The organism is Planifilum fimeticola, assembly GCF_003001905.1.
Classification (GTDB): Bacteria; Bacillota; Bacilli; order Thermoactinomycetales; family DSM-44946; genus Planifilum; species Planifilum fimeticola.
On sequence record NZ_PVNE01000027.1, the window covers coordinates 1 to 24533 of the forward strand.

The following is a 24533-nucleotide window of genomic DNA, read 5'->3' on the forward strand; positions in this document are numbered from 1 at the left end:
AGTTCGGTATGACCGATATTTGCATATATATAGAGCTTTTTGCCTGATCGCATTCATTATTTGGTGTGTAAACCGAATTTTGAAATAGCTTCTAGTGAAGAAGAAGAGAATAAAGGGCTGTTGGAGAGAATCCTTGAAGAATTAGAAAAGGCATCAAAGGAAGAAAAGAGACCTATTTCTCTTACTCACGGTGGTCTGATATGGTGGTTTCTTCAACAATACGGTGATAATATCTTCAGAGCAGTATGGGGATGGGTGGTCGATCAGGCAATCGTTCTGGGGAAATGGGTTGCCAATCAGATAGTCGCCGCGTGGAATTGGACATTGAACAAGGCATATGCCGCCTGGAACTGGACAAAGGGGAAAGTCATCAGCGCGTGGAATTGGACGAAAGGGAAAGCAATCGCTGCGTGGAACAGAATAAAGTTCACTGCTTGGGCACTCAGTAATCCCTCCCAAGTGTTTGATCGCGGCACTCCGAAATTGGATGATTATCAAGTGACAGATTACCAGTTGAAACAATTAACTGATCTAGCCTATGAGAAAATCCATAAAATAAGTGATGAAGATCTGAGTAATATTTTTGGTGTAGATAAAAACGGAGATTCCAATGGCATAATAATTGATCGTGAAGATAAAGCTAATGGTTTTCAGGCCATAGCTGTTAAAAACAAGGTCACCAATGAGGTAGTTATTGCTTTCAGGGGATCAGATTTTGAGTATAATGGCGTTGATTGGTGGGGGCAAAATCTCTCTATTTGGTTACAATTTAAAGGTCCTCAAATTGATAGCGCTGATCAATTTATTGAAAGAGTGATGAATAACGATCGTGTAAAAGGTTCGCGCATTATTTTGACTGGTCATTCACAGGGTGGATTTCATGGGCAACGGGGGGCTATGAAGTATGGACTTCCTGCTGTTACATTTAACGCACCTGGTCTAAAACCGCATCCTGTGAGTGGTGCGAGTGGTACGTTTGGTTTTTGGAAGGCTTTTAAGACGTTGACAAATCCAAATATGGATATTATTGTAGATCCGATTAACGCACTGGGAGCCTATGATGAGAGGGTAATCAATTATGTAAATAAGGAAGATCCTGTAGGAAACTTCGGAGTTCATTTCGGTAAAGTTGTATTAACCGGAAAGAACAGCACCCCGGGAGAGAGAAATGATTATCTGCGTCCACTAAAAGATAGAGAACAAAATGTAATACAAAAGTTCACAACTTTGCTTGGTAGAGGTGGAATTGACGAAGTACGTTATCAACATGGCACTGTTTCCTTTGATGAACATTTTGGAAGAGATGGAAACATAGCAAGATAGTCCTTGATGTTGAAAGGGTGATGGTCTTGCGCCTGTTTTTGGCGATTTTCCTAACATTGTTGTTGCCAGGTCTGGGACAATTGGTTAATGGGCATCGCTGGAAAGGAATTGTGTTTATTGGTCTTGACTTTGTAGGAATCGTTTTAAACCATACGGTATCTGAAATTCCGGTTTATCTGCTGTATGCTGTTGCGCTGGTTGATGCAGCTATTTTTGGATTTAAAGTACAGAGAGGAAAACTGGAAGCTCCAAAAGGAAGAAAGTTCGTGTTGGAAGTAGTCGTGATTTCAATATTATCTATTTTGATAACCGGGATATTCGATGAATGGATGATACAATACAGACCTAATCCATTTGAAGAGCTTCAAAATCTGGGAGAACCCTCCGAAGAAGAAAAGCAGCAGGTGAAGAAGGAAGCGGAGCAGTATCTGAAGGAGCGATACGGCGAGGAGTTTTATGTGGATAATCTCCATTACATTTGGCAAACAGATCGATGGAGCATGAGGGGACATCTGAAAAACGAAGAAGGATGGGACTTCTGGGTATCAAAGGCAAGGGGCCAATTTAAGGATGCCTATTTTACCCACCGCATTTCCAGGGATGCAGAGGAAGAGATCAAACCTCAAATCGAGGAAGCCTTTGACTCTCTTATCAACTGGGATACCTCGGTGGGGGTAGCTGATGAGATAAAAGATCAATATGCAAAATCCATTCCCAGCTACCAAGAGCTTCGTGAAAAGACAAAGCGATACAAACAAACAATTACCATTGCCTTGGCCACCTCTTTGACAGAGAAAAATCAGGAACAGGAATTTGAGGAAGTATACCGTTTGGTGTCGTATTTGAATCAAAACAACATTAGAGCAGATATGGTGATATTCTACTATGATCCTTCCATCAAGGAAAAAGGGATTAAAAAAGTTGATTTTACTAGATCAGGGTATTATCAAGAGTATTTGACAGGCCTTCTGGAAATCAATGATGTTTCCAAGGTAAAAACAGCAAAGGATATCGGTAAGTATCTTAAGTAAATAAAAAGGGGAGGGAATCCTCCCCTATTTGAAGGTGTCAAGGGGATGAGAAGGAGAACAGCATTTGCATGGACCTTGATTGTATGTCTTTTAAGTGGCGGATGTTCTCTGTTGACTCCGGAGAAAAGTGTTGTGGACAAGATACTTGAGGAAATGGAGAATATGTCAGAGCCCTCCGAAGAAGAAAAGCAGCAGGTGAAGAAGGAAGCGGAGCAGTATCTGAAGGAGCGATATGGCGAGGAGTTTTATGTGGATAATCTCAAATACATTTGGCCAACAGATCGATGGAGCATGAGGGGACATCTGAAAAACGAAGAAGGATGGGACTTCTGGGTATCAAAGGCAAGGGGCCAATTTAAGGATGCCTATTTTACTCACCGCATTTCCAGGGATGCAGAGGAAGAATTTAAACCAATTATTGCTGAAGCACTTGATAGTCTCATCAATTGGCAGACTTCAGTGGTTGCGGAAGATGAGGTAGAAGATCAATATGCCAAATCGATTCCCAGCTATCAGGAGCTTCGTAAAGAGACCCAAAAGTACCGACAAATAATAAGAATTGCCTTGGCCACTTCTTTGACAGAAAAAAATCAGGACCAGGAATTTGAGAAAGTATACCGCTTGGTGTCGTATCTAAATCAGAACAATGTTCGAGCGGCAGTTGATGTATTATACTATGATCCAGCTATCAAGGATAAAGGTATCCAAAAAATAGATTTCACCAATTCTGGGGAGTATCAAGAGTATTTGACAGGCCTTCTGGAAATCAATGATGTTTCCAAGGTAAAAACAGCAAAGGATATCGGTAAGTATCTTAAGTAAATAAAAAGGGGAGGGGATCCTCCCCTATTTGAAGGTGTCAAGGGGATGAGAAGGAGAACGGCATTTGCATGGATCTCGATTATATGTCTGCTTTTAAGTGCCGGATGTTCTCTGTTTCCCCCGGAAAGAAGTGTTGTGGACAAGATACTTGAGGAAATGGAGAATCTGTCAGAGCCCTCCGAAGAAGAAAAGCAGCAGGTGAAGAAGGAAGCGGAGCAGTATCTGAAGGAGCGATACGGCGAGGAGTTTTATGTGGATAATCTCCATTACATTTGGCAAACAGATACATGGGATATGAGGGGGCATTTGAAAAACGAAGAAGGATGGGATTTCTGGGTATCAAAGGCAAGGGGCCAATTTAAGGATGCCTACTTTATCCATCGCATTTCCAGGGATGCAGAGGAAGAGATCAAGCCTCAAATCGAGGAAGCCTTTGACTCTCTTATCAACTGGGATACCTCGGTGGGTGTGCCTGAAGAGATCGAGGATCAATATGCAAAATCCATTCCCAGCTACCAAGAGCTTCGTGAACAGACTAAGAGATACTATCAAACAATTACCATTGCCTTGGCCACTTCTTTGACAGAAAAGAATCAGGAACAGGAATTTGAGGAAGTATACCGCTTGGTGTCGTATTTGAATCAAAACAACATAAGAGCAGAAATAGAGATATTCTACTATGATCCTTCCATCAAGGAAAAAGGGATTAAAAAAGTTGATTTTACAAGGCAGGTGCAATATGAGGGCTTTTTGACTGCCAAGATAGAGATTGATGATGTTTCGCAGGTAAAGAGGGAAAGAGATTTGGAAAACCATTTCAGGTTCGTAAACAAATAAAGTAATAGAGGTTCAATTGTAGGGGGTGGGGGATGGTTGTTGAAAACCATCCCACTGTTTTTACTGGGAGGGTTGCTGAATGGATCTTTTCTATGATAGGGGGATGAGAAGGAGAACGGCATTTGCATGGACCTTGATTGTATGTTTGCTTTTAAGTGGCGGATGTTCTCTGTTGACTCCGGAGAAAAGTGTTGTGGACAAGATACTTGAGGAAATGGAGAATATGTCAGAGCCCTCCGAAGAGGAAAAGCAAAAGGTAAAGCAGGAGGCGGAGCAGTATCTGAAGGAGCGATATGGCGAGGAGTTTTATGTGGATGATCTCCATTACATTTGGCAGACTAATAGATGGAGTATGAGAGGACATTTAACAAACGAAAAAGGTTGGGATTTTTGGGTATCAAAGTACAATGGACAATTCAAAGATGCCTATTTTACCCACCGCATTTCCAGGGATGCAGAGGAAGAGATCAAACCTCAAATCGAGGAGGCCTTTGACTCTCTTATCAACTGGGATACCTCGGTGGGTATACCTGAAGAGATCGAGGATCAATATGCAAAATCCATTCCCAGCTACCAAGAGCTTCGTGAAAAGACAAAGCGTTACAAACAAACAATTACCATTGCCTTGGCCACCTCTTTGACAGAGAAAAATCAGGAACAGGAATTTGAGGAAGTATACCGTTTGGTGTCGTATTTGAATCAAAACAACATTAGAGCAGACATGGAGATATTCTACTATGATCCTTCCATCAAGGAAAAAGGGATTAAAAAAGTTGATTTTACTAGATCAGGGTATTATCAAGAGTATTTGACAGGCCTTCTGGAAATCAATGATGTTTCCAAGGTAAAAACAGCAAAGGATATCGGTAAGTATCTTAAGTAAATAAAAAGGGGAGGGAATCCTCCCCTATTTGAAGGTGTCAAGGGGATGAGAAGGAGAACGGCATTTGCATGGATCTCGATTATATGTCTGCTTTTAAGTGCCGGATGTTCTCTGTTGACTCCGGAGAAAAGTGTTGTGGACAAGATACTTGAGGCAATGGAGAATCTATCAGAGCCCTCCGAAGAGGAAAAGCAAAAGGTGAAGCAGGAAGCGGAGCAGTATCTGAAGGAGCGATATGGCGAGGAGTTTTATGTGGATGATCTCCATTACGCTTGGCAGACGGATAGGTGGTCCATGAGGGTACATGACAAGAATGGATGGGACTTTTGGGTTTTTAATGACGATGGTCAGTTTGAAGATACGTATTTTAGTAATCGCCTCTCAAGAGATGCACAGAAAGAATTTAAGCCAATTATTGAGAAAACGTTTGACAGTCTGATCAATTGGGAGACTTCAGTGATTGCGGAAGATGAGGTAGAAGGTCAATATGCCAAATCGATTCCCAGTTATCAAGAACTTCGTAAAGAGACCCAAAAGTACCGACAAATAATAAAAATTGCCTTGGCCACTTCTTTGACGGAGAAGAAACAGGAGAAGGAAATTGAGAAAGTATATCGCTTGGTGTCGTATCTGAATCAGAACAATATACGAGCTCTACTTCTTGTATTCTACTATGATCCTACCCTCAAAGAGAAAGGGATTCGAGAGGTAGACTTTACTAAACTAGGGGATTATCAGGATTATTCGACTGCTACACTTGAGATCAAAGACGTATCAAAGATAAAAACAATAAAGGATATCCAAAGATATTTAATAAAGTAAAGGTGGATGAATTTCTCCCCTTTTGGTGTGTAATCGTTTTCGAACTGCATTGAGTGCAATGGATCGATCTTTTAAAAAAAGTACCCTATTTATATAAGGGGATATTTATGAGAGCAGTAATTTCATGGATATTTTTTGTATGTCTGCTTTTAAGTGCCGGATGTTCTCTGTTGACTCCGGAGAAAAGTGTTGTGGACAAGATACTTGAGGCAATGGAGAATCTATCAGAGCCCTCCGAAGAAGAAAAGCAGAAGGTGAAGCAGGAGGCGGAGCAGTATCTGAAGGAACGATACGGCGAGGAGTTTTATGTGGATAATCTCCATTACATTTGGCAAACAGATACATGGGATATGAGGGGGCATTTGAAAAACGAAGAAGGATGGGATTTCTGGGTATCAAAGGAAAGGGGCCAATTTAAGGATGCCTATTTTACCCACCGCATTTCCAGGGATGCAGAAGAAGAATTTAAACCAATTATTGAGGAAGCGCTTGATAGTCTCATCAATTGGCAGACTTCTGTTGTTGCTGAAGATGAAGTAGAAAACAAATACGCCAAGTCTATTCCCAGCTATCAGGAGCTTCGTAAAGAAACTCGGGAGTATCGACAAATAATAAGGATTGCCTTGGCCACTTCTTTGACAGAGAAAAATCAGGAACAGGAATTTGAGAAAGTATATCGTTTGGTGTCGTATTTGAATCAAAACAACATAAGAGCAGAAATAGAGATATTCTACTATGATCCTTCTATCAAGGAAAAAGGGATTAAAAAAGTTGATTTTACAAGGCGGGTACAATATGAGGGCTTTTTGACTGCCAAGATAGAGATTGATGATGTTTCGCAGGTAAAGAGGGAAAGAGATTTGGAAAACCATTTCAGGTTCGTAAACAAATAAAGGAATAGAGGTTTCATTGTAGGGGGTGGGATGGTTGTTGAAAACCATCCCACTGTTTTTACTGGGAGGGTTGCTGAATGGATCCTTTCTATATAGGGGGATGAATATGAGAACAGTATTTGCATGGACCTTGATTATATGTCTGCTTTTAAGTAGCGGATGTTCTCTGTTGACTCCGGAGAAAAGTGTTGTGGACAAGCTGCTGGAGGAAATGGAGAATCTGTCAGAGCCCTCCGAAGATGAAAAGCAGCAGGTGAAGCAGGAGGCGGAGCAGTATCTGAAGGAACGATACGGCGAGGAGTTTTATGTGGATGATCTTCATTACATTTGGCAGACGGATTCCTGGGATATGAGGGGACATCTGAAAAGCGAAAAAGGATGGGACTTTTGGGTTTTTAAGGACGATGGACAGTTTGAAGATACGTATTTTAGTAATCGCCTCTCAAGAGATGCACAGAAAGAATTTAAGCCAATTATTGAGAAAACGTTTGACAGCCTGATCAATTGGGAGACTTCAGTGATTGCGGAAGATGAGGTAGAAGATCAATATGCTAAATCGATTCCCAGCTATCAAGAACTTCGTAAAGAGACCCAAAAGTACCAACAAATAATAACAATTGCCTTGGCCACTTCTTTGACGGAGAAGAATCAGGAGCAGGAAATTGAGGAAGTATATCGCTTGGTGTCGTATCTGAATCAGAACAATATACGAGCTGAGCTTGATGTGCTTTATTATGATCCCGCGATCAAGAAAAGCGGGGTTAAAGAGGTTGATTTCACCAGGAGAACAGAGTATACGGAGTATTCAACAGGCCTGATAGAGATCGCAGATGTCTCGGAGATTAAAGCGAAAAAGGATATTAAAAAGAATTTGATCAAGTAAAGGGGAGGGTGAATTCCTCCCTTTTGTCTCTAAAATAAAACGGTAGAGGAAGACCTTGAAACGCAAGCGGACTACACTTTAAAGGGTATAGCGGCAGTGGGCGGAGCTCTGATAGGGGCTGCTGCTCTAATCGGAGGAGGTCCCGTCACATTGGCAGTCGGAGGAATGGGTTTGGCTTGTTGGGCCATTGGAAGCATCGGACAACATTTCACCAAAAACGAAACTTTTGCCCGAGCGGTTTCTGCTCCGGTGAGGCTCGTCAAAAGCGGTGTGAATAAAGCAGCCAACGCAGGCAAAAAAGCATGGAATACAGTGAAAAGCTGGTTTTCTTAAAATATCGCCCCCGGGGTCGTAGCTGTCCCGGGGTTCTCTACACTGGAAAATTAGGGGTGATGATCGTGGCGCGATTTAGACCTCCCGAAGTTGTATCAAAAACCCTTGAACAGTATAAACGGCAAGGAGAGCGTTATGAGATTTTCCCTTGCAGAATTGAGGTAAACGGAAATACCTATTACGGTGCCAGTTATCATTTAGGACAACCGATAACCGGATATATTACCATCAAAGAGGACGGTTCGGTACCCTCCATTAACCTAGAAGAGGTTGAATTTGCAACAAGAATATACTTTGAATTAATTAACATAAGCATAGCTCTTTATGACTTCGGATTTCGTATCGCAAGAAAGCGGCATTTAGGTTTCATGAGACGAACCTTATCGATTCTTCGCTGGGTGGAGCGAACGATGAAACATGAGATGCCACCGGACATCCAACAGGCCTTGGAAGGCTTCATTAAAGCTCCTAAAGAGACGATTGATAATCATCTACGCTTAAAGGAGCTGGTAAAAAAAACGGATCGACATATAAAGCAGAATGTGAAAGATCAGGTTGTGACACCAGAAGATCATAAAATATTGGGTAATTATCACTACGAATTCAGTAGATGTGCTACCATGCAAAATGTCGTTCAGATGAAGACTTATGAAGATCGAAAAAAAGTGATTCAGTACCTGCTTCAAAGGAAAAAGTTTTTGCCGGCAATCGCGTTGTGGTTCTACCATCTCCGGATGCATCCCGACGAGGAAAGGGTGAAACCGAAGGATCGGGAGATGATGAAGGAGGTTATTGATGTTTATATAAATGGGAATATGGAGCGGGAAGAAAAAGTGTTTCAAAAAGCGCTCGAGATCACACGAAATCCCAGGGAGGATTTTGCGAGCGAGATAAAGTAAATACCTTTGTTGGCAATCATTCCGTTCTATTCCAATATCCAGTTCTTTTTCAGCCAAAAAAGTGGGAGCCCGCTTGCTGGGCTCCCGGGTTATAGTTAGTAGAATCATGCCGTGTCCGGTGTTTCTCGTTATAGTCCCGGGGTTTTCGAAGGACCCGGACTTATTTTGTTCCTTCCCGGTGCTTTTCACTGATTTCCCGATCGATTTTTTCCTCCAGCTCATCCAGCTTTTTCGAGATTTCCTCGTTTCTTTCGGTGTAATACTTTTTAATCGCTTGATAGCGGTGATCAATCTTTTTTGCCAAAGCACCATTCAAATCGGCGATACCGGACTGAAGTTTGCCCATTTCCTTGAGTTCCGCCATCGCCTCTTTCAAACGGTCGTTTTCCCGAGATGCGGCAGCCGGGAATCCCGAGTTCCATAGCATGGTCAATTCCACCAGTTTTTCGATAACGCTTTTTTTATATAGGCCGAAATCCAACCTGTTGTGGGTATTCCAAAGTCCCCAATCGATCTCATTGTGTATCTCGGAAAGAAGTTCATCGATATTGCTCTGAAAAGCCTGGTTTAGCTCTGTCCCGGAACTGGCCGTCTGATAAGTTCCCCCGCCGGCTTCGGCCACCTTTTTCAGCGCCCGCTGTCCCGCGTCATCCACGTCGAAACCGATGATGTTGACGATTGCCTGAATCTTTGACCTGTGCAGTTCCTTTGCCGCCTTGACCGGATCTCCGCCGCAGGTCTCAATTCCGTCGCTCACCACGTAGATGATGTTCTCCACATTCTCTCCCGTGTTGCCTTTTAGATCGTTCTTCGCCTGTTCCATCGCCGCGGCAAGGGGAGTCCAGCCCGTCGGACGGAACTGGTTCAGGGAATCCTGGAAGGACGACTCGTCATAAGCCCCCAGGGGATAAACGACCTCGGTGCTCTTGCAAGAGAGTGCTTTGTCTTTTTGCTGGTTGCTACCTTTGTGACCGTATACTCGCAATGCCACTCGGGCATCCTCCGGCAGTTGGGAGACAAAGTTCCGGATCGCCTTCCTGGCCAGATCCATCTTCACCCCGCCGCTTACCCGGCCGGCCATGCTCCCGCTGGCATCCAGGAGAATCTCCACGTTGAGACGGCGCGGTTTTTCTTCATCCTCTGCCTGAGCGTCCCCCTTTGTGTTTCTCTTTTCCGGTGCTTTGCTCAGTTGGAATTCGGGGTTCAGTTCATCCAGCTGTTTGACAAGCGGTTTATAGTCCTCCGCCAACAGGGCAATCAGCCGGTTATACGCCTCGTCCGCCGACAGGTTGTCGGGGAATTGCTCCAGCTCCGCTTTCACTTTTGCTTCATCGTATTTATCTCCACCGTATTTTCCAGGTCCCTCCCGGAGCATCCCCTCCACATCGGTGGCCGCCTGTTTCACCTCCTCTTTATCCCCCGAAGCGAATGGGGAACAGCCGCCGCTCAGCAGGAGAACAAGGATGAATATCCATGAGTACGCCTTCTTCATCACGTATCCTCCATTCTTTGTAAATTTCCATATGAATCCAGAGATCGTCAACGAAGATTATACCTGCCGATTCCTTGCGGTCAATACGGTTAATAGACCGGATGCGCGTTCAAATCCCATTAATTACCGCCATTCGACAATTTCGACTTTATCTATTTGACTTGAATCAAGATGTGTAATGTTGGACAATGTATGACAAAACGCACTATACAAAGGATGCAGTTTAATAGGAAGGCGGGATTCCTCTTGAAGTTGATCTTTAAGTTGATTGCAGGAATCGTCGCAGGCATACTATTAGGCATGACCCAGATCGAATGGATTGTTCGACTGGCGGTCACGGTGAAGGATCTGTTCGGCGGATTCATCAACTTTATCGTTCCGTTCATCATTTTGTTGTTTATCGCATCTGGAATTTCCAAGCTGGGCAAGCAATCCGGGAAGCTGTTGGGGGCCACTGTCGGCGCCGCCTATGCGTCCACTTTGCTGGCCGGGATCCTGGCCTTTTTTGTGGCCTCCTTCATCATGCCCTACGTCGCTTCCAAGGGGTCCGTCCTGGAGGAAGGGGAAGGGATCAAGGGCTTCCTGGAGCTCGAGATCGAACCCCTGATGGGCGTCCTTACGGCGTTGATCTGCGCCTTTGTGTTTGGGATCGGAATGACGAGGGTCAAGAGCGACACCCTGATGAAGGCCTTCGATGAGGGGACGGCCATCATCGAATTGACCATCGCCAAGGTGGTTATCCCGATCCTTCCCTTCTACATCGCGGGAATTTTCACGGAAATGGCCGCAGCCGGGACTGTTTTCCACACCCTGAAGGTTTTTGGAATCGTTCTCATCGTTGCTGTGTTGCTGCATTGGGTGTGGCTCCTGGTCCTGTACACCGCGGCGGGTCTCTACAATGGGAAAAATCCCTTTGTCCTGCTCAAGAACATGCTGCCGGCCTTCTTTACGGCGATCGGGACCATGAGCAGCGCGGCCACCATTCCCGTTACGCTGAGGCAAGCAAAGTCGAACCAGGTGAGGGAGGAAATCGCCAACTTCAGCATTCCCCTTTGTGCCACCATTCATCTTTCGGGGAGCACGATCACGATCACGAGCTGTTCCGTGGCCGTGATGGCGGTCCTGAGCGGCTACAGCGTCCCCGGCTTTCTGGAGATGCTGCCCTTCATCCTGATGCTCGGAGTCATCATGGTCGCCGCGCCGGGAGTTCCGGGCGGAGCGGTAATGGCGGCGACGGGAATTCTGGGTTCGATGCTCGGCTTCGACAAGGAGGCCATCGGTCTGATGATCGCTCTGTACATGGCGCAGGACAGTTTTGGAACCGCCACCAATGTAACCGGCGACGGAGCGATCGCTTTGATGCTAGACAAGTACATGTCCTCCAAAAAGTGATTTTCGGTGGACATTCCCTCCTCTTGTTTAGAGGAGGGTTTTTTGTTTAAGGATTTCCGGTGACGGGAGCATCGGACCGGCTTTTGAGGGAGGCTGGCGGATTCCGCCAAGGTGATGAAATGGCAGGGAGTCTTGGGAACGGGAAAACAGCGTGGGAAGTTTGTCAGTCAGCTGAAGAAGAGTGAAAAAGCGAAACCGCGTGGATGCGGCCGTACGAATCGACCCTCCACGCGGTTTATTTATCATCAAATCATCCGCCGGGAGGCGTAAACAACCCGGTTGGCGATGGAAAGGTCTCCTTCCCTTTAAAACGCCGCAAGTCTCCCTGGTGGATGTCTCGAGCAACCCCTATCTCCTTCAGCGAAAGCCCGGGCAGCGCGGAAGGGACGGTCCGCTCTCCCCTCTTCATGCTTTCCCCTGGAAAGCACAGGCGCTTTGGCCAGGCCGGGACTCGCTTTCCCATCGACGCCCCGGAATCATCCACGGACTGGATCAGCTTTTTGGTGACAGGCGTCCTCCTGTTCCAAAGAGCATCTCGAAGCCGGTGCCCCGGCAGAAAAACGGGCTGCTGCGGAATTGGAGGAGACGGATCCCTACCGATTCGGGAAGGGGACCGAAGCCCCGTCTCCCTGAAAGGCATCGCGGCGCCTCTTCGCATCGCATGGTCAGGTCCATATACGGGAAGTTACTCAAGCCGGGATTGCCTCATCAACAGGTACACAAAATAGGGAGCGCCGATCAGGGAGACGACGACGCCGGCGGGGACGCCGTCGGGATCGACGGCGTTTCGTCCGATGGTGTCCGCCAGAAGCAGGAGCCATCCGCCGAGCAGGATGCAGATCGGCAGGTAGAGTTGCGCCCGGTGGCCGATCATGACCTTGGCCAGGTGGGGAGCCATCAGGCCGACAAAGGCGATTCCTCCCGTCACCGATGTGCCCGCGGCAGCCAGGGCGACGGCGGCCAGAAGGAGCAGGAGGCGTTCCCGCTGGGTCCTCACCCCCAGCCCGATGGCCAGGGCTTCATCCATGCCGAGCAGGTTCATCTGGTTCATCTTGTACCAGACGAAGGGAATCAGGAGGACCAGCCAGGGAAGGACCGCCAGGATGAAGGGCCAATCGGTTCCCCAAACGGTTCCGGCCAGCCATTTGGCGACGAAATCCACCTTTTGCTGCTCCGCCGAGGACATGAGGAGGATCATGCCCCCCGAGAGGGCGGCGGAGAAGCCCACCCCGATCAGGACGAGGCGGATCGGTTGCAGCCCGGTTTGCCGGTCGTAGGCGGCGACGTAGATGAGCGCGGCCGTCAGGATGGCCCCCACAAAGGCGATACAGGGGATGAGGTAGGCGAAGTTCCCCACATCGAGGGGAGCGAACAAAAAATAGACGGCGATGGCCATGCCGGCCCCGGAGTTGATGCCGATGATGCCGGGGTCGGCCAGATCATTCTGGGTGATGGCCTGCAGGATCGCCCCGGACAAGGCCAGGGCCATGCCCGTGAGCAGGGTGATCAGGATGCGGGGAAGGCGGAGGGAAAAGAGGATGAATTCCTCCTTGAAGGTGCCTTCCCCGATCAGCGTGGGAATGAGGCGATCGTAGGAAAGGGAAGCGTAGCCGAGCCCCAGGCTGACCACGATGGTGATGAGGATGAGTGCAAACAGCGCGATGATCAACCATTTTTGCCTGCGACGAACCGAAAGCGGAATCATGAGAACGCTCGACCGCCTTTACGAACGATGATGAGAAAGAAGGGCAACCCCAGCACGGCGACGACGGCGATGATCGGTGTCTCGAAGGGGGCGTTGACCGTCCGCGCGAGGGTGTCGGCCAAAAGCATGAAGGCGGCGCCGACGAGGGCTGCGGACGGGATGATGAAGCGGTAATCTGGTCCCACAATGGCGCGCACGATATGGGGGATCAACAGGCCGACGAACACCAGATTCCCCGCCAGGGAGACGGCGGCGCCCGCCAGCAGGATGGTGATGAGAAAGAGAATCGCCTTGATCTGCTCGATCCTCTGTCCGAGACCGATGGCCACCTCCTCGCTGAGGCTGAGGATGGTGAGCTGGCGCGAAAAGAGGAGGGCTCCCAGGATGCCGATCAGCACCACCGGCGTAACCCACAGAAGATGATCCCAGGTGGTTCCGATCAATCCCCCTGCGGTCCACATCGTCACATTCTTCGACACCTTGAAGATGAGGGAAATCCCGTCGGAGACGGCATAAAAAAAGGTGGATACGGCCGCCCCCGCCAGGACGAGGCGGAAGGGGGAAAGGCCCCCCCTCTGCATTTTTCCGATGCCGAAGACGATGAGGGAACCGATCCCGGCGCCGATAAAACAGGCGATCATGATGCCGAAAAAGTTGAGGCTGGAGAAAAAGGCCATGGCCGTCGCCAGAGCGGCGTTGGCTCCCGCGGTGAGTCCGAGCAGACCCGGATCCCCCAGCGGGTTGCGGCTGATGCCCTGAATGATGGCCCCCGACACGGCCAAGGCCGCTCCCACCAGGGCGGCCGCCACTTCCCGGGGGAAACGGATCTCGCGCAGGATGTTGATTTTCTCGCCGCCTTCAGAGCTCGTGAGCGCCAGCCATACCTCCCGCAGGGAGATGTCCGCCGCGCCGAAGGCGATGGAGCCGAAAAAGGCGAAGGCGAACAGCAGGAAAAAGAGCGCGATCTGTATCGGGAATAGAAAAGGTCGATTCATGAAGGTTCAGGCTCCCCTTGTGCCAGGTTAAAAAACGGGGAAGATGCATCCGGAGGGATGCATCATTGTCCGAGGAATTTTTCTTTGAAGAATTCCAGCTGGTAGTCCAGCGTGTCCGGGTCGTTGAACTGGAACGCCTTGGCGTCGGCCACGAAGGCCCGTCCCTTCTTCACGGCCGGCAGGTTCTTGTAAGTCTTGGTCTCCATGTAGGAGTTGTCCGTGTCTTCAAATTTGCTGACGATCAGGTAGTCGCCCGCAAACTCGGGAAGCATTTCCGGAGAGATGGCGTAATAGCCCGGTTTCAGCGCCTTCTCCTTTACCTTTTCCGGCATCTTCAGCCCCATGGCCTGATACAGGACTTCGGTGCCGCGTCCCCAGTTTTCCCCGTAAACATAGATTTGTTTCTCGAAGCTTTCGATGACCGAGACGGTGGCATCCTCTCCGATTTTCGCCTTGATCTTTTCACCGGTCTCCTTGGCCCGCTTCTTGAAGTCTTCCACCCATTTGACCGCTTCCTCTTCCTTGTTGAGGAGCTTCCCGATCTCGATGAACTGCTCCAGATAGTCCAGTTTGCCGTAGGTGTAGGTGACGGTGGGGGCGATTTCATTCAGCTTGTCTTGGTTTTTCATGCTCGAGATCCCGATGATCAGGTCCGGGTTCAGCTCGATGATCTTTTCGAGGTTTTCATCGGATACCACCGGAACATCCTTCAGCTGTTTCTCCCAGCGGGGATTCATCTTGGTCCACTGATCGACGGCCACGGGCTTGATGCCCAGGGACAAGACATGGCCGGCGTAGGGATGGAGAGCGACGACCCGTTTCGGTTCGGCGGGCACTTCGACGGCTCCCTTTTCAGACTGGTAGGTTCTCGTTTCCCCGCCCTCCGCGGACTTTTCCGAGTCCTGCGACGGAGCGCCGCAGGCGCTAGCGAACACCAAGCAAATCAGCAGAAAGGGAATGAGCAACTTTTTCATCATGATCCGCTTCTCCTTTGATCAGGTTGTAGGTGAGACAGATGGGTTTTCCGGTGCGGGGGTCTCGGCTGATCACCGCATCGATTCGGAAAACCTCGCGCAACACGTCGGCGTTGATCACTTCTTCACAAGAACCGGCTTTGACGATGCGCCCCTGCTTCATCGCGATGATGTAGTCCGCGAAGCGGGCGGCCTGATTCAGGTCGTGCAGCACGATGATGATGGTCCGCCCCTGTTTCTGATTTAATTCCTGGAGCAGCTCCAACACTTCCAGCTGATGGGCGAGATCCAGATAGGTGGTGGGTTCATCCAGAAAGATGATATCGGTTTCCTGGGCCAAGGCCATCGCGATCCACACCCGTTGGCGCTGTCCCCCCGACAGCCGATCGACGGGGCGGTGTTTGAATTCGGCCGTGCCGGTCATTTCCAGTGCCCAGTCGATCACTTCGTAATCCCGCTTGGTCAATCTTCCAAACCCTTTCTGATAGGGGAAACGGCCGTAGGAGACGAGCTCGGCGACGGTCAACCCCCTGGTCCCTTCCGGCGTCTGCGGCAAAATCGCCATTTTCTGCGCGACCTCTTTGGTGCTTTGGCGCGCGATGTCTTTTCCGTCCAACAGGACGGAACCGGAATGCGGTGCGATGATGCGCGTCATCGCTTTGAGGAGCGTGGACTTTCCGCAGCCGTTGGGTCCGATGATCGTGGTGATCTGACGGTCCGGAATCGTGATGTTCAGATCCTGCACGATGAGGCGGTCGCCGTATCCGATTTGCAGATTCTTCGCGCACAGGCGATGCATCTATGCCCCCACCTTCCGCATGCACCCGGGATTTTTGTCGGAAACATATGATAATGATTCTCAATTTCGAGATCACTATACCAAGTGGAGGGGATCCTGTCAACCGATTTCTGAGAGGGAAAAAGCCCGGTGCGGTGCGGGTTGCGGGGCTTTCACCCGCCGGTTGTGACAGTTTTGAAACAGGTTCTGCGGTGTGGAAATTCAATCCCGAAACGGCTGCGAGTTCCCTGAAACGGACGCGTTCCTTTTTGCAATTCTCCGGAGGAATCAATCATGATGGGTTGGGTTTGGAAAACAGTCCTTGGAACGACAGGATATAAAGGGTGAAAAATGGGAAATCCATTCGAACCGGAAGGAAATCCGATTGAAAATATTTTGTGTCATCCCATTCGTTCCATACGGACGGCAAGGGAAACGATGCCTGTGAGGAAGGCGCAGGTCGACCGGTTCGGCGTGCTGTCGTCGATGCTTACGGCGAAGGGCTACGGAGAGAAGGAACCGCTGGTTCCCAACGACACGGTGCCTACCGGCAGAAGAACCGGCGGGTGGAGTTTGTCGTGCAGCCGGAATAGGCCGCGCCGTTCTCCGGCAGGGGCGGGGCGGAATCCCTTTCCGTCCCGAAGAGGCGAAAAGGCCGCGTGGGGGCCTGCCCTCCAAAATCCACGCGGTCTTTTTGTTGGTCGGTTCGGGACGCCGGATGAGGGGAATTCCTTCAAAGGGGCAGGAAGTAATTTGATATGCTATGGATGGAAAGGAGAAAGGATTCATGATCGCGCGGCTGAACGATTGGTTGGGCCAATTGTTGTATCGGCGTCCCGCTTTCTTTTTCTTGCTGTGTGTCGCAATCGCCCTGATATTGATCGCTTCATTTCTGTTGGCAGTCAAAATCCTCAATCCGTCCCCCTCCTGTGAGATCACCGAACGGGGAGTTCATTACGAGTTTAAGGGGGATGAACGGTTCTATCCCTGGCAGGAGATTCGAAGTGCAAAGCTGTTGCCCCATCGGATTCCGGGAAGGGACATTGAGGAGATTTTCGCCCTGAAATACGCCTTTGACCTGTCCGGACCCGTGTGCGAACTGCGGTTTGACGGTCGATACGATTTGGAGGAGATCCAAAGGGTGGAGCGCCTCGTTGAAAAAAACGGGATTGAGCTGGAGGTTGTCCCGTTGACGAAAGCAGACCTCCAAAATATGAGACGTTATTACTCCCCGGAGAAAATGGAAAAGGTGATCCAACTTTTTGACCGCTGAGCCGGATTCCTTGACGGGTGCAGCCGAAGCGATGTTGGAGGGGAAAAGGAAATGCAAATTGCCGATCGCCTGTATGGCTGCTTCGAGGTGGAAGGGGTTTTGGCCGATCTGGTCCGATCGGCTCCCGTTCAGCGCTTGAAGCGGATTCATCAGGGGGGCGCAGGCTGTCTGGTCAAGCCGGAGTGGAACGTGACCCGGTACGAACATTCGGTGGGGGTGATGCTGCTCATCCGCCGGTTGGGCGGCAGTCTGGAGGAGCAGATTGCGGGGCTGTTGCACGATGTGGGCCATACGGCCTTTTCCCACGTGGTGGATTATGTATACGGGGAGGGGAAGGAGAACCTGCATGAACGCTGGCACCGCCGGATTTGGCAGGAATCGGAGATTTACGCCATCCTGCGAAAGCACGGCTTCCATCCGGAATCGATTCTCTCCGGAAATTGGACCCTGCTGGAGAAACCCCTTCCCGACCTGTCGGCAGACCGGATCGATTACACCTTGCGGGATCGGGTGCGGTACGGCGGTCTCTCCCTTTCCGAAGTGGAGCGCTTCCTCGGTGATCTGTCGGTCGGACCGGAAGGAATCGGTGTTTCCTCGCTGGAGATGGCGGAGTGGTTTGTGGACCGGTATGTGGAGGAAGTCATCGACTTTTTCCTCGATCCCCTCAACGCGTATGCCCAGCTGACGCTGGCCGAGGCAATCCGGCGCAGCCTGGATATTGGCTTGCTCCGCTTCGACGATTGGTTTTTGGACGACGGGCAGGTGATCCAAAAGATGCGTACCGGCGGCGATGAGCACGTGAGCGCCCTCTTGGATCGCCTCCGTGAGGGGATTCGGGTGGAGGAAGCCGAACAGGCTGCCGGTCTTCATTTCCGCAGCAAGCCCCGGATGGTGGATCCTCTGATTTACCGCTCCGACCCGCCCGGTGCGGTGCGGGCCTCGGCGGTGTCGGAGCGGGTGCCTTCGAAGACTTCTGGCAACTTCGCTCTAAAAATCCATAAAAAATGTTGTGGAGAAGGGGGTGTAACGCTGAGTGCCTTTGCCATCGCAACGAAACGAAGCGGTACACCCCCTTCTGCATCGGATGAATTGTTTCACAACGCTAAAAAGGTCGGGGACACGATTTTCCGCCTCGGTTCCATGCAGTGGCAAGTCGCTCGGCGAAAAATCGGTCCCTCTCAATACTTTGTCACTTGTCCGCAGAGATCCGGGGAGTCTACATCCGGGTTGCGGAGTGATTCTCTCGGGGAATGGGGAGGGAATCACCTCGCCGCCGGGGAAGGGGCCGCGGATTCCGCCGATTCCGCCGCCGCCTCGGCCTTCCCCTTCTCCAGGTCGATGAACAGCAGGATGACGATGCCCGCCAGGAAAAAGAGGGCCAGAGAGGCGATGCCCGCCCGGCTGGAGCCGGTCAGCTGTCCGACGAAGCCGAAGAGGAAGGGGCCGAAGATGGCGGCGAATTTGCCCGTAAGGCCGTAAAAGCCGAAAAACTCCGCATTTTTTCCGGCCGGGACGAGACGGCTGAAGATGGAGCGGGCCAGAGCCTGGCTGCCTCCCTGGACGAAGCCGACGAGGATGGCCAGCAGGTAGAAATGAAGGGCGGTTTTCATGAAATAACCGAGGATGACGATGATCAGATAAATCACCAGGGTGGTGATCAGCGTGCGCATCGCGCCGAAGCGCTCCGCCACCTTTCCGAACAGCAGGGTGCAGGGGATGCCCACGAACTGGGTGATCAGCAGGGCGGCGATCAGATCCGTCTGGCCGATGCCGATTTCCCGGCCGTAGATGGTGGCCATCTTGATGATCGTATTGATGCCGTCGCTGAAAAACCAGAAGGCGATGAGGAACTTGAGCAGTTCCGGGTAGCGCCGGATTCTCCGGAGTGTCCGGCCGACGGTTCGGAAGCCTTCGGCCACGATCCCCGGTGTGATCCGGTCCGGGCGGCCGCCCATGTCCCGGTCGCGAACATGGCGGAAGAGGGGCAGGGAAAAGAGCAACCACCACAGGCCGACGCTGGCGAAGGCGAGCCGGGTGGCGGTCAAAGTGTCAGGCAGCAAAAAGAATTCGGGAAACTGGATCATCGCCAGATTGACGGCCAAGAGCAGCCCGCCTCCGATGTAGCCGTAGGCGTAACCCCTGGAGGAGATCATGTCCTGCTTTTCTTCCGGAACCAGCTCGGGCAGGAAGGCGTCGTAAAACACATTCCCCCCGGAAAAGGCCAGGGTTCCCAGGATGACCAGAACGGAGGCGAACAGCCATTCTCCCTCGTCGATCCAGGCCATCGCCACCGTGGATACGGCGCCCATCAGCACGAAAAAGATAAGAAAATTCCGCTTGGATCGGGTAACATCGGCGATGGCTCCCAGGACGGGGGAGAGCAGAAACACGAAGGCGAGGGCGATCGACTGGGTGTAACCCCAGTACGCGGTCGCCGTGGCGGGAGCGAGGTTTTTCCCGGCCACGTCGGCGTAAAAGATGGGCATCACCGCTGCCATGATGGTCGTGGCGAAGGCGGAGTTGGCCCAGTCGTACATCACCCAGCTGCGGACGGCTCGCTTGTTCACATCAAGTCCTCCTTCGAAGGCGTGGGATGAAACCGGGGGACGGGATCGGGGTCGGTTCGATCGGTCCGAATCCGCCCAACGAAAAGATTCTCCGTCACGTGCTCCTTTTCCTTGCCGGAAGCGGGGGAAGGGGGATGTCGAAGGATGCCTTTCATGGTAGAATGGGAGGAGATAACGGAGATTTCCGTCGTTCCAAAACGGTGGAAATATAAGAATCGGAAGGGAATGCCCGGGGATTTTGCGTGTCACGGGGGAATGAGGCGATGATCATCAAGGGGAAAGGCGAAAAAATCCGGGGGAGATACCGGGTGATCGAGGCATTCCCCTTTGTGGAGGGAATGCTCTATTATGTGGAGGAAGAGGAGGGCGATCTTCTCCGCACCTGCTTCGTTCACGCCATCGACGGCTTGTCCGGCATCGATGTGGACGAGCTCCGAATAAGCCGTCACGAGGATATCCTTTTTCCCCTCCAGGATGCGTTTGTCGAGGAGGGGGCGCTGTACCAGGTCTTTCGCCGGTTGGAAGGGACCTTGCTCGCGCACAGCATCGAGAAGGACGGCCCCCTTCCCCTCGATGAGGCGCTGTGGATTCTCCACGGGGTGTCGAACCAGTTGCTTCGCCTGTACGAGCTCGGCCAGTTCGCCGTGGTTCATCCGCAGAATATCCTGATCACCTCCGGAAAGGCCATTCGCTTCATCTACGGCGGCCCCGTAGCACTGATGCCGGGTTGGATCGGGGGCGAGGAAGCGGGAGGCCTTTCTCAGCGCCGTTCCTTCGACACCTTTGCCGTCGGGGCCCTGGGCTATGCCCTCCTCACCGGAAAGCGGTTCACTTCCCAAGCCCCGAATCCGGCACCCATCCGCACGTTCCGATCCGACGTGTCTCCGGTTCTGGAAAAATGGGTGATGCGCGCTTGTTCCCTCGATCCGTCCGCGCGGCCTCCGCTGGTGAGAATGTCTGAAGTGTTTCAACGGACGGCTGCGGCGACGTCTGTCGAGTATTAATCCCGCGCGTCGCGGTTGCCTGTTCCCTGGCTTGGGATGGAATGAAATCTATGCGAAAGGAGGAAGGACGGCCCTTCCCCAACAGGGGATTCCCGCCGTTGAGCGATCAAATGAAGATGAAGCAGTCGGGGGAATGGATCGGCTATACATATCGGGTCCTGGATGCTTTCCCTTTTGTTCAAGGGATCTTGTATTATTCGGCGGTGGAGGGCGGAGACTGGGAACCGGGTCAAGGGGAGTCCCAACCGACGCGCTTTATATTGGCGGTCGGGAAGCGGAAAAGGGAAGAAAGTGCCCGCCATCTGCTGAAGCGGGATGACGCCGCCTTTTTCCCGGTGGAGGAAGAGTTCGTCGATGAGGGTGTTTTATACTGGGTGTTCCGCCCCTTGGCGGGGAATCTGCTGGCCCATCGGCTGATTCAGGCCGGCTCTCTCCCGCTCGGGGAAGTCCGAAGTCTCCTGTCGGCGATCTTCGGTCATGCCCGTCGCCTGGCTTCCAAAGGGGAGTATGCCGTCGTCGATCCCCTCAACATCCTGGAGACGACGGATGGGAACGTCCGCTTTTTATACGGGGGAGCGGCCGGCAGCCTGCCCGGTGCCGAGATCCCGGATGTGGAAAAGCAGTGGGTATTCGGCATCGCCTCCCTGGCTTACCGGTTGTTGACCGGTCATATGCCGCCGGAGGGAGCTGCTCTCCCGCCGCTTCGTCGACATCGGGGGGATATACCCGCCGTCTGGGACGGACTGATCCGCAAGGCCCTCTCTTCCGATCCGTCTGCGCGGCCCACCCTCGCCCGGCTCGAGGCAGGAATGTTGAAGGCTCCCGAAGAAAGGGGAGACGTTCCGGAGGAGCAAATGCCCGCACCCGCCAAGCCGGCGGAGGAGGGTGTTCGCAGGGCCGAACGGGGGTCCTCGTTGCCGGCTGCCGAAAAGGGGGCGGATGGGCGGCTGCCGGCCGTCCAACCTACTCCCGTCAAGCCTTCCCCGATCGGCGCGGATGGATCTCCACGGCGCGGGGACGGACGGAGGGGGGCGAACGCCGGTCCGGGAACCGACCTGGTTCCCCAGGGCAAGAGATCTCCCTATCTCGTTTCCGAGGAATCCCCGACCTCCGCGGGTCGCTCCAGGAATTCCCAGCCCCTGTGGAAATCCAAGGGGCTGGTGGCGGCGCTGGTGGTGTGCATCGTGGCGCTCGCGGGGCTGGGGGGCTATCAATGGCTCTTTGCCGATAAAGACCCCGCCGATGCGAAACCTTCGGCCGTCTTTGATCCGGAAGTGGAGGAAGATCCCGAACAGGCGGCGGTGTGGCACCGGCAATCCGTGGAGGCGAAGAACAACAAGCAGGTGGCGCAGGCCATCCTCCTGGGGAGGAAGGCGGTCAGCGCCGATCCCAACAAGCGCGATTATTACGTTCATCTGGCTGAACTCTACCAGGAGGCGGGGGATGCCCAAAGCGCCGTGCTTCTCCTCCAGGAAGGCGTCAAGCGGTTTCCGGATGATGCGGAACTCCATGACATGCTGGCCTTGTACGCCTATCAGGTCAAGGATCTGAAGACCGCCGAAACGGCGAGCGATCGGTCGGTTCAATTGGAACCGGAAAATCCCGAATACCTGTATCACCGGGGGAAAATTTTCGTCGCCCAGGGGAATCAGAGGACCGCGGCCGAATTGATCGAGGAAGCCGTGAAGAGGGACTCGAAAAACGCCGTTTATCATCATGATCTGGCCGTCATTCTGTTTCGTCTCGAAGAAATCGACCGGTCCATCCAATACGCGGAAAAAGCGGTCCAACTAAGTGATTCCAACGAAAAATACCGGATGACCCTCGGTCTTGCCTACCTGAAAAAACGGGAGCTGCTGGAAAAGGATTCGGATCTCTCCGCCAAGGAAAAGAAAGAGAAACAGCGATCCTTGGCCAAAAAGGCCTATGAAAGTTTCCAAGCCGCCACCAAGCTGAATGATCGCTATTCCCAGGCGTACTATTACGAAGCGATGAGCCGATTTTACTACGGTGATCTCAGCAATGCGAAACGAGCGGTGGAACGGGCCATCGTTCTGAACTCCGACCGGGCCTCCTACCATTATCAGCTGGGGGTGATCTTGACCGCCCAGAACAAGAAGTCGGAGGCGATCAAGGCGCTGGAGAAGGCGGTGGAATTGGAACCGAACAACGACCGCTACAAAAAGGCCCTCACCAAGCTGAAATCGGAATGACGGGACGTGAATAGGATTTCCCCGGAAGGAAACCCTGAAAGCAGCGGAGAAGAAAGAGGGGAACGCTCTTTCAAGGGGTGAGAGGAACATGAACAAGTATCGGGTCCGCATCGAGTTCTGCATGGCTTGAAATTACGCTCCCTATGCCGCCCGTGTGGCGGAGGAATTGTTGAACGAGTTCCGCGGGGAGATCGGGGAAATGCTCCTGATTCCCTCCAGCGGCGGTGTCTTTGAGGTGGATGTGGATGGAAAGCGCATCTTCTCCAAGAAGGAGCTCGGTCGCCATGCCGAGGAGGGAGAAGTCGTTCAGTTGATGAAAGAGGCGGTCGGCAAGTAGAGCCGGCGTGAACGGAAGCGGTTTTCCGCCGACGGGTCCGCAATGCCCGTGCCGGGGAGGGAAACCGCTTCCTTCGTCCTTGTGTCATCCGACAGTTCATTACGGGAGAGGGAAACCATGAACATGAAGCGACTCCTCCGGCATCGGATCGCGGACCGAGGGGAAATCTCCCGGGAGTTCCTGAGCCGGGGACTGACGGATATGGCTTCCGCCGTGGCATATATCCGCCGGCTTCCCTACGGGCAAAATACCGACCGGGGTGACTTTCGGCGGGTGCTCCGGGAGGGGAAGGGAACCTGCAGAACCAAACACGCCCTCCTGGCCCGTCTGGCGCAGGAGCAGGGAATTCCCCTTGAGCTCACTCTGGGCATTTGAGATGAACGAAAGGAACACGCCGGGAATCGGCCGGGTTCTCGCCCGTTACGGTCTGGATGCGGTTCCGGAGGCCCACTGCTATCTGAAATACGGGAACTGCCGGTTGGACGTCACCCGGACGGTTTCCGTTCAAGCCGAGCCGGTGCGGACGTGGCTCTGGGAGGAGAACATCCGGCCGGACCAGATCGGCGAGTACAAAGTTTCCCTGCACCAGGCCTATATCCGTTCGTGGGCGGCCAGGCAACGTCCTCCCCTGGTATGGGAGCGGGTTTGGCGCATCCGGGAGGAATGCATACGGGCGTTGGAGGATCCGTTCTTTTTTTCCGGTTGACTTTTTTCCGCCGACCGTGTATTATGATACTTGCGCGCGAACGGAATACATGGGGCTGTAGCTCAGCTGGGAGAGCGCCTCGTTCGCAACGAGGAGGTCGGCGGTTCGAGCCCGCTCAGCTCCACCAAGCAAAACCCTTGGCCACAAGGGTTTTTTTATTGTTTTAACGGCGAACCTCGGCGGTCCGACGGGGTTTTCCTTTGTCCGCAATCCGGGCAGGCAGCGTATTCACCCTCTTTTGATTGTTTGAATCCGCCTGCAGAGGGTATCATGAACGTGAGCGATCCCGATGAAAAAAAGGGAAAAGGGGCCGTTTTTGTCGAAGGGTCTCCCCAAAAGGCGTGTGACAGAATCAAAGACACCGGGAGGAC

23 protein-coding genes, 1 tRNA gene and 1 pseudogene are annotated in these 24533 nt (G+C 52.0%); 19 read left to right on the forward strand and 6 right to left on the reverse strand.

Going from position 1 to position 24533, the window contains the following annotated elements:
• Positions 1–39 precede the first annotated feature (39 nt).
• From CLV97_RS18410 to CLV97_RS14420, 10 genes are all read left to right on the forward strand, one after another.
• Complete coding sequence (locus CLV97_RS18410) at positions 40–1323, forward strand: Tle-like phospholipase domain-containing protein (RefSeq protein WP_106346224.1); 1284 nt, start codon at positions 40–42, stop codon at positions 1321–1323.
• Positions 1324–1349: 26 nt separating this feature from the next.
• The gene (locus tag CLV97_RS14385) at positions 1350–2354 is read left to right on the forward strand and encodes a hypothetical protein (RefSeq protein WP_146130504.1); all 1005 of its coding nucleotides are present in this window, start codon (positions 1350–1352) and stop codon (positions 2352–2354) included.
• Between the two features lie 45 nt (positions 2355–2399).
• Positions 2400–3176 (forward strand): hypothetical protein, encoded by a 777-nt coding sequence (locus CLV97_RS14390; protein WP_146130505.1) that lies wholly within the window; start codon positions 2400–2402, stop codon positions 3174–3176.
• 45 nt (positions 3177–3221) lie between these two features.
• Positions 3222–4013: a hypothetical protein gene (locus tag CLV97_RS14395; RefSeq protein WP_146130506.1), complete on the forward strand. Its 792-nt coding sequence runs from the start codon at positions 3222–3224 to the stop codon at positions 4011–4013.
• A gap of 79 nt (positions 4014–4092) precedes the next feature.
• Positions 4093–4896 (forward strand): hypothetical protein, encoded by an 804-nt coding sequence (locus CLV97_RS14400; RefSeq protein ID WP_106346228.1) that lies wholly within the window; start codon positions 4093–4095, stop codon positions 4894–4896.
• Between the two features lie 135 nt (positions 4897–5031).
• Positions 5032–5718 (forward strand): hypothetical protein, encoded by a 687-nt coding sequence (locus CLV97_RS14405; protein ID WP_146130507.1) that lies wholly within the window; start codon positions 5032–5034, stop codon positions 5716–5718.
• A gap of 107 nt (positions 5719–5825) precedes the next feature.
• Positions 5826–6611, forward strand: a complete 786-nt coding sequence (locus CLV97_RS14410; protein ID WP_146130508.1) for a hypothetical protein — start codon at positions 5826–5828, stop codon at positions 6609–6611.
• A gap of 190 nt (positions 6612–6801) precedes the next feature.
• The gene (locus tag CLV97_RS14415) at positions 6802–7494 is read left to right on the forward strand and encodes a hypothetical protein (protein WP_146130509.1); all 693 of its coding nucleotides are present in this window, start codon (positions 6802–6804) and stop codon (positions 7492–7494) included.
• 150 nt (positions 7495–7644) lie between these two features.
• On the forward strand, positions 7645–7827 hold the full coding sequence (locus CLV97_RS17915; RefSeq protein ID WP_146130510.1) for a hypothetical protein: 183 nt from the start codon (positions 7645–7647) through the stop codon (positions 7825–7827).
• Entirely contained in the window at positions 7797–8726 is a 930-nt protein-coding gene (locus CLV97_RS14420; RefSeq protein ID WP_146130511.1) for a hypothetical protein, read from the forward strand. Before CLV97_RS17915 ends, CLV97_RS14420 begins: the two co-directional genes overlap by 31 nt.
• Before the next feature lie 160 nt (positions 8727–8886).
• Here CLV97_RS14420 and CLV97_RS14425 read toward each other — a convergent pair whose 3' ends face one another.
• Positions 8887–10218 (reverse strand): vWA domain-containing protein, encoded by a 1332-nt coding sequence (locus CLV97_RS14425; RefSeq protein WP_106346233.1) that lies wholly within the window; start codon positions 10216–10218, stop codon positions 8887–8889.
• Between the two features lie 246 nt (positions 10219–10464).
• On the opposite strand from CLV97_RS14425, the gene CLV97_RS14430 reads away from it, so the two are divergent.
• Complete coding sequence (locus CLV97_RS14430) at positions 10465–11610, forward strand: dicarboxylate/amino acid:cation symporter (protein ID WP_106346234.1); 1146 nt, start codon at positions 10465–10467, stop codon at positions 11608–11610.
• A 685-nt stretch (positions 11611–12295) separates the two neighbouring features.
• Here CLV97_RS14430 and CLV97_RS14440 read toward each other — a convergent pair.
• The 4 genes from CLV97_RS14440 to CLV97_RS14455 all read right to left on the reverse strand — a co-directional run bounded on the left by CLV97_RS14440 (position 12296) and on the right by CLV97_RS14455 (position 16083).
• Positions 12296–13315: a FecCD family ABC transporter permease gene (locus tag CLV97_RS14440; protein ID WP_106346236.1), complete on the reverse strand. Its 1020-nt coding sequence runs from the start codon at positions 13313–13315 to the stop codon at positions 12296–12298.
• The gene (locus CLV97_RS14445; RefSeq protein ID WP_106346237.1) at positions 13312–14310 is read right to left on the reverse strand and encodes a FecCD family ABC transporter permease; all 999 of its coding nucleotides are present in this window, start codon (positions 14308–14310) and stop codon (positions 13312–13314) included. The genes CLV97_RS14440 and CLV97_RS14445 overlap by 4 nt, the downstream gene beginning before the upstream one ends.
• A 62-nt stretch (positions 14311–14372) precedes the next feature.
• Positions 14373–15284, reverse strand: a complete 912-nt coding sequence (locus CLV97_RS14450) for an iron-hydroxamate ABC transporter substrate-binding protein (protein ID WP_106346267.1) — start codon at positions 15282–15284, stop codon at positions 14373–14375.
• The gene (locus CLV97_RS14455) at positions 15235–16083 is read right to left on the reverse strand and encodes an ABC transporter ATP-binding protein (protein ID WP_106346238.1); all 849 of its coding nucleotides are present in this window, start codon (positions 16081–16083) and stop codon (positions 15235–15237) included. The genes CLV97_RS14450 and CLV97_RS14455 overlap by 50 nt, the downstream gene beginning before the upstream one ends.
• 766 nt (positions 16084–16849) lie before the next feature.
• Here CLV97_RS14455 and CLV97_RS14460 point away from each other — a divergent pair.
• Together CLV97_RS14460 and CLV97_RS18805 are read left to right on the forward strand one after the other, a co-directional pair.
• Positions 16850–17335, forward strand: coding sequence for an enolase-like domain-containing protein (locus CLV97_RS14460; RefSeq protein ID WP_146130512.1), 486 nt, complete (start codon positions 16850–16852; stop codon positions 17333–17335).
• Between the two features lie 51 nt (positions 17336–17386).
• Positions 17387–17818: pseudogene (locus CLV97_RS18805) on the forward strand (HD domain-containing protein); the annotation flags it as partial.
• Positions 17819–18597: 779 nt separating this feature from the next.
• Here CLV97_RS18805 and CLV97_RS14470 read toward each other — a convergent pair.
• Complete coding sequence (locus CLV97_RS14470) at positions 18598–20151, reverse strand: MFS transporter (RefSeq protein ID WP_245891613.1); 1554 nt, start codon at positions 20149–20151, stop codon at positions 18598–18600.
• Positions 20152–20165: 14 nt separating this feature from the next.
• Here CLV97_RS14470 and CLV97_RS14475 point away from each other — a divergent pair, with 14 nt between their 5' ends.
• The 6 genes from CLV97_RS14475 to CLV97_RS14500 all read left to right on the forward strand — a co-directional run bounded on the left by CLV97_RS14475 (position 20166) and on the right by CLV97_RS14500 (position 24289).
• Entirely contained in the window at positions 20166–20906 is a 741-nt protein-coding gene (locus tag CLV97_RS14475) for a protein kinase family protein (protein ID WP_106346240.1), read from the forward strand.
• Between the two features lie 98 nt (positions 20907–21004).
• The gene (locus tag CLV97_RS14480) at positions 21005–23119 is read left to right on the forward strand and encodes a tetratricopeptide repeat protein (protein WP_170070552.1); all 2115 of its coding nucleotides are present in this window, start codon (positions 21005–21007) and stop codon (positions 23117–23119) included.
• Between the two features lie 88 nt (positions 23120–23207).
• Complete coding sequence (locus CLV97_RS14485) at positions 23208–23456, forward strand: SelT/SelW/SelH family (seleno)protein (RefSeq protein WP_106346242.1); 249 nt, start codon at positions 23208–23210, stop codon at positions 23454–23456.
• 117 nt (positions 23457–23573) lie between these two features.
• On the forward strand, positions 23574–23831 hold the full coding sequence (locus CLV97_RS14490) for a transglutaminase-like domain-containing protein (RefSeq protein WP_106346243.1): 258 nt from the start codon (positions 23574–23576) through the stop codon (positions 23829–23831).
• Between the two features lies 1 nt (position 23832).
• Positions 23833–24162 (forward strand): hypothetical protein, encoded by a 330-nt coding sequence (locus CLV97_RS14495; RefSeq protein WP_106346244.1) that lies wholly within the window; start codon positions 23833–23835, stop codon positions 24160–24162.
• Positions 24163–24213: 51 nt separating this feature from the next.
• Positions 24214–24289: transfer RNA gene (locus CLV97_RS14500), tRNA-Ala, on the forward strand.
• Positions 24290–24533 lie beyond the last annotated feature (244 nt).

Excerpts from the sequence above, each read along its gene's own strand:
- CLV97_RS14390 (WP_146130505.1), top strand. The coding sequence starts at position 2,400 with ATGAGAAGGAGAACAGCATTTGCATGGACCTTGATTGTATGTCTTTTA.
- CLV97_RS14395 (WP_146130506.1), top strand. The coding sequence starts at position 3,222 with ATGAGAAGGAGAACGGCATTTGCATGGATCTCGATTATATGTCTGCTT.
- CLV97_RS14400 (WP_106346228.1), top strand. The coding sequence starts at position 4,093 with ATGGATCTTTTCTATGATAGGGGGATGAGAAGGAGAACGGCATTTGCA.
- CLV97_RS14410 (WP_146130508.1), top strand. The coding sequence starts at position 5,826 with ATGAGAGCAGTAATTTCATGGATATTTTTTGTATGTCTGCTTTTAAGT.
- CLV97_RS14420 (WP_146130511.1), top strand. The coding sequence starts at position 7,797 with ATGGAATACAGTGAAAAGCTGGTTTTCTTAAAATATCGCCCCCGGGGT.
- CLV97_RS14425 (WP_106346233.1), bottom strand. The coding sequence starts at position 10,218 with ATGAAGAAGGCGTACTCATGGATATTCATCCTTGTTCTCCTGCTGAGC.
- CLV97_RS14440 (WP_106346236.1), bottom strand. The coding sequence starts at position 13,315 with ATGATTCCGCTTTCGGTTCGTCGCAGGCAAAAATGGTTGATCATCGCG.
- CLV97_RS14445 (WP_106346237.1), bottom strand. The coding sequence starts at position 14,310 with ATGAATCGACCTTTTCTATTCCCGATACAGATCGCGCTCTTTTTCCTG.
- CLV97_RS14450 (WP_106346267.1), bottom strand. The coding sequence starts at position 15,284 with ATGAAAAAGTTGCTCATTCCCTTTCTGCTGATTTGCTTGGTGTTCGCT.
- CLV97_RS14455 (WP_106346238.1), bottom strand. The coding sequence starts at position 16,083 with ATGCATCGCCTGTGCGCGAAGAATCTGCAAATCGGATACGGCGACCGC.
- CLV97_RS14460 (WP_146130512.1), top strand. The coding sequence starts at position 16,850 with ATGATCGCGCGGCTGAACGATTGGTTGGGCCAATTGTTGTATCGGCGT.
- CLV97_RS14475 (WP_106346240.1), top strand. The coding sequence starts at position 20,166 with ATGATCATCAAGGGGAAAGGCGAAAAAATCCGGGGGAGATACCGGGTG.
- CLV97_RS14490 (WP_106346243.1), top strand. The coding sequence starts at position 23,574 with ATGAACATGAAGCGACTCCTCCGGCATCGGATCGCGGACCGAGGGGAA.
- CLV97_RS14495 (WP_106346244.1), top strand. The coding sequence starts at position 23,833 with ATGAACGAAAGGAACACGCCGGGAATCGGCCGGGTTCTCGCCCGTTAC.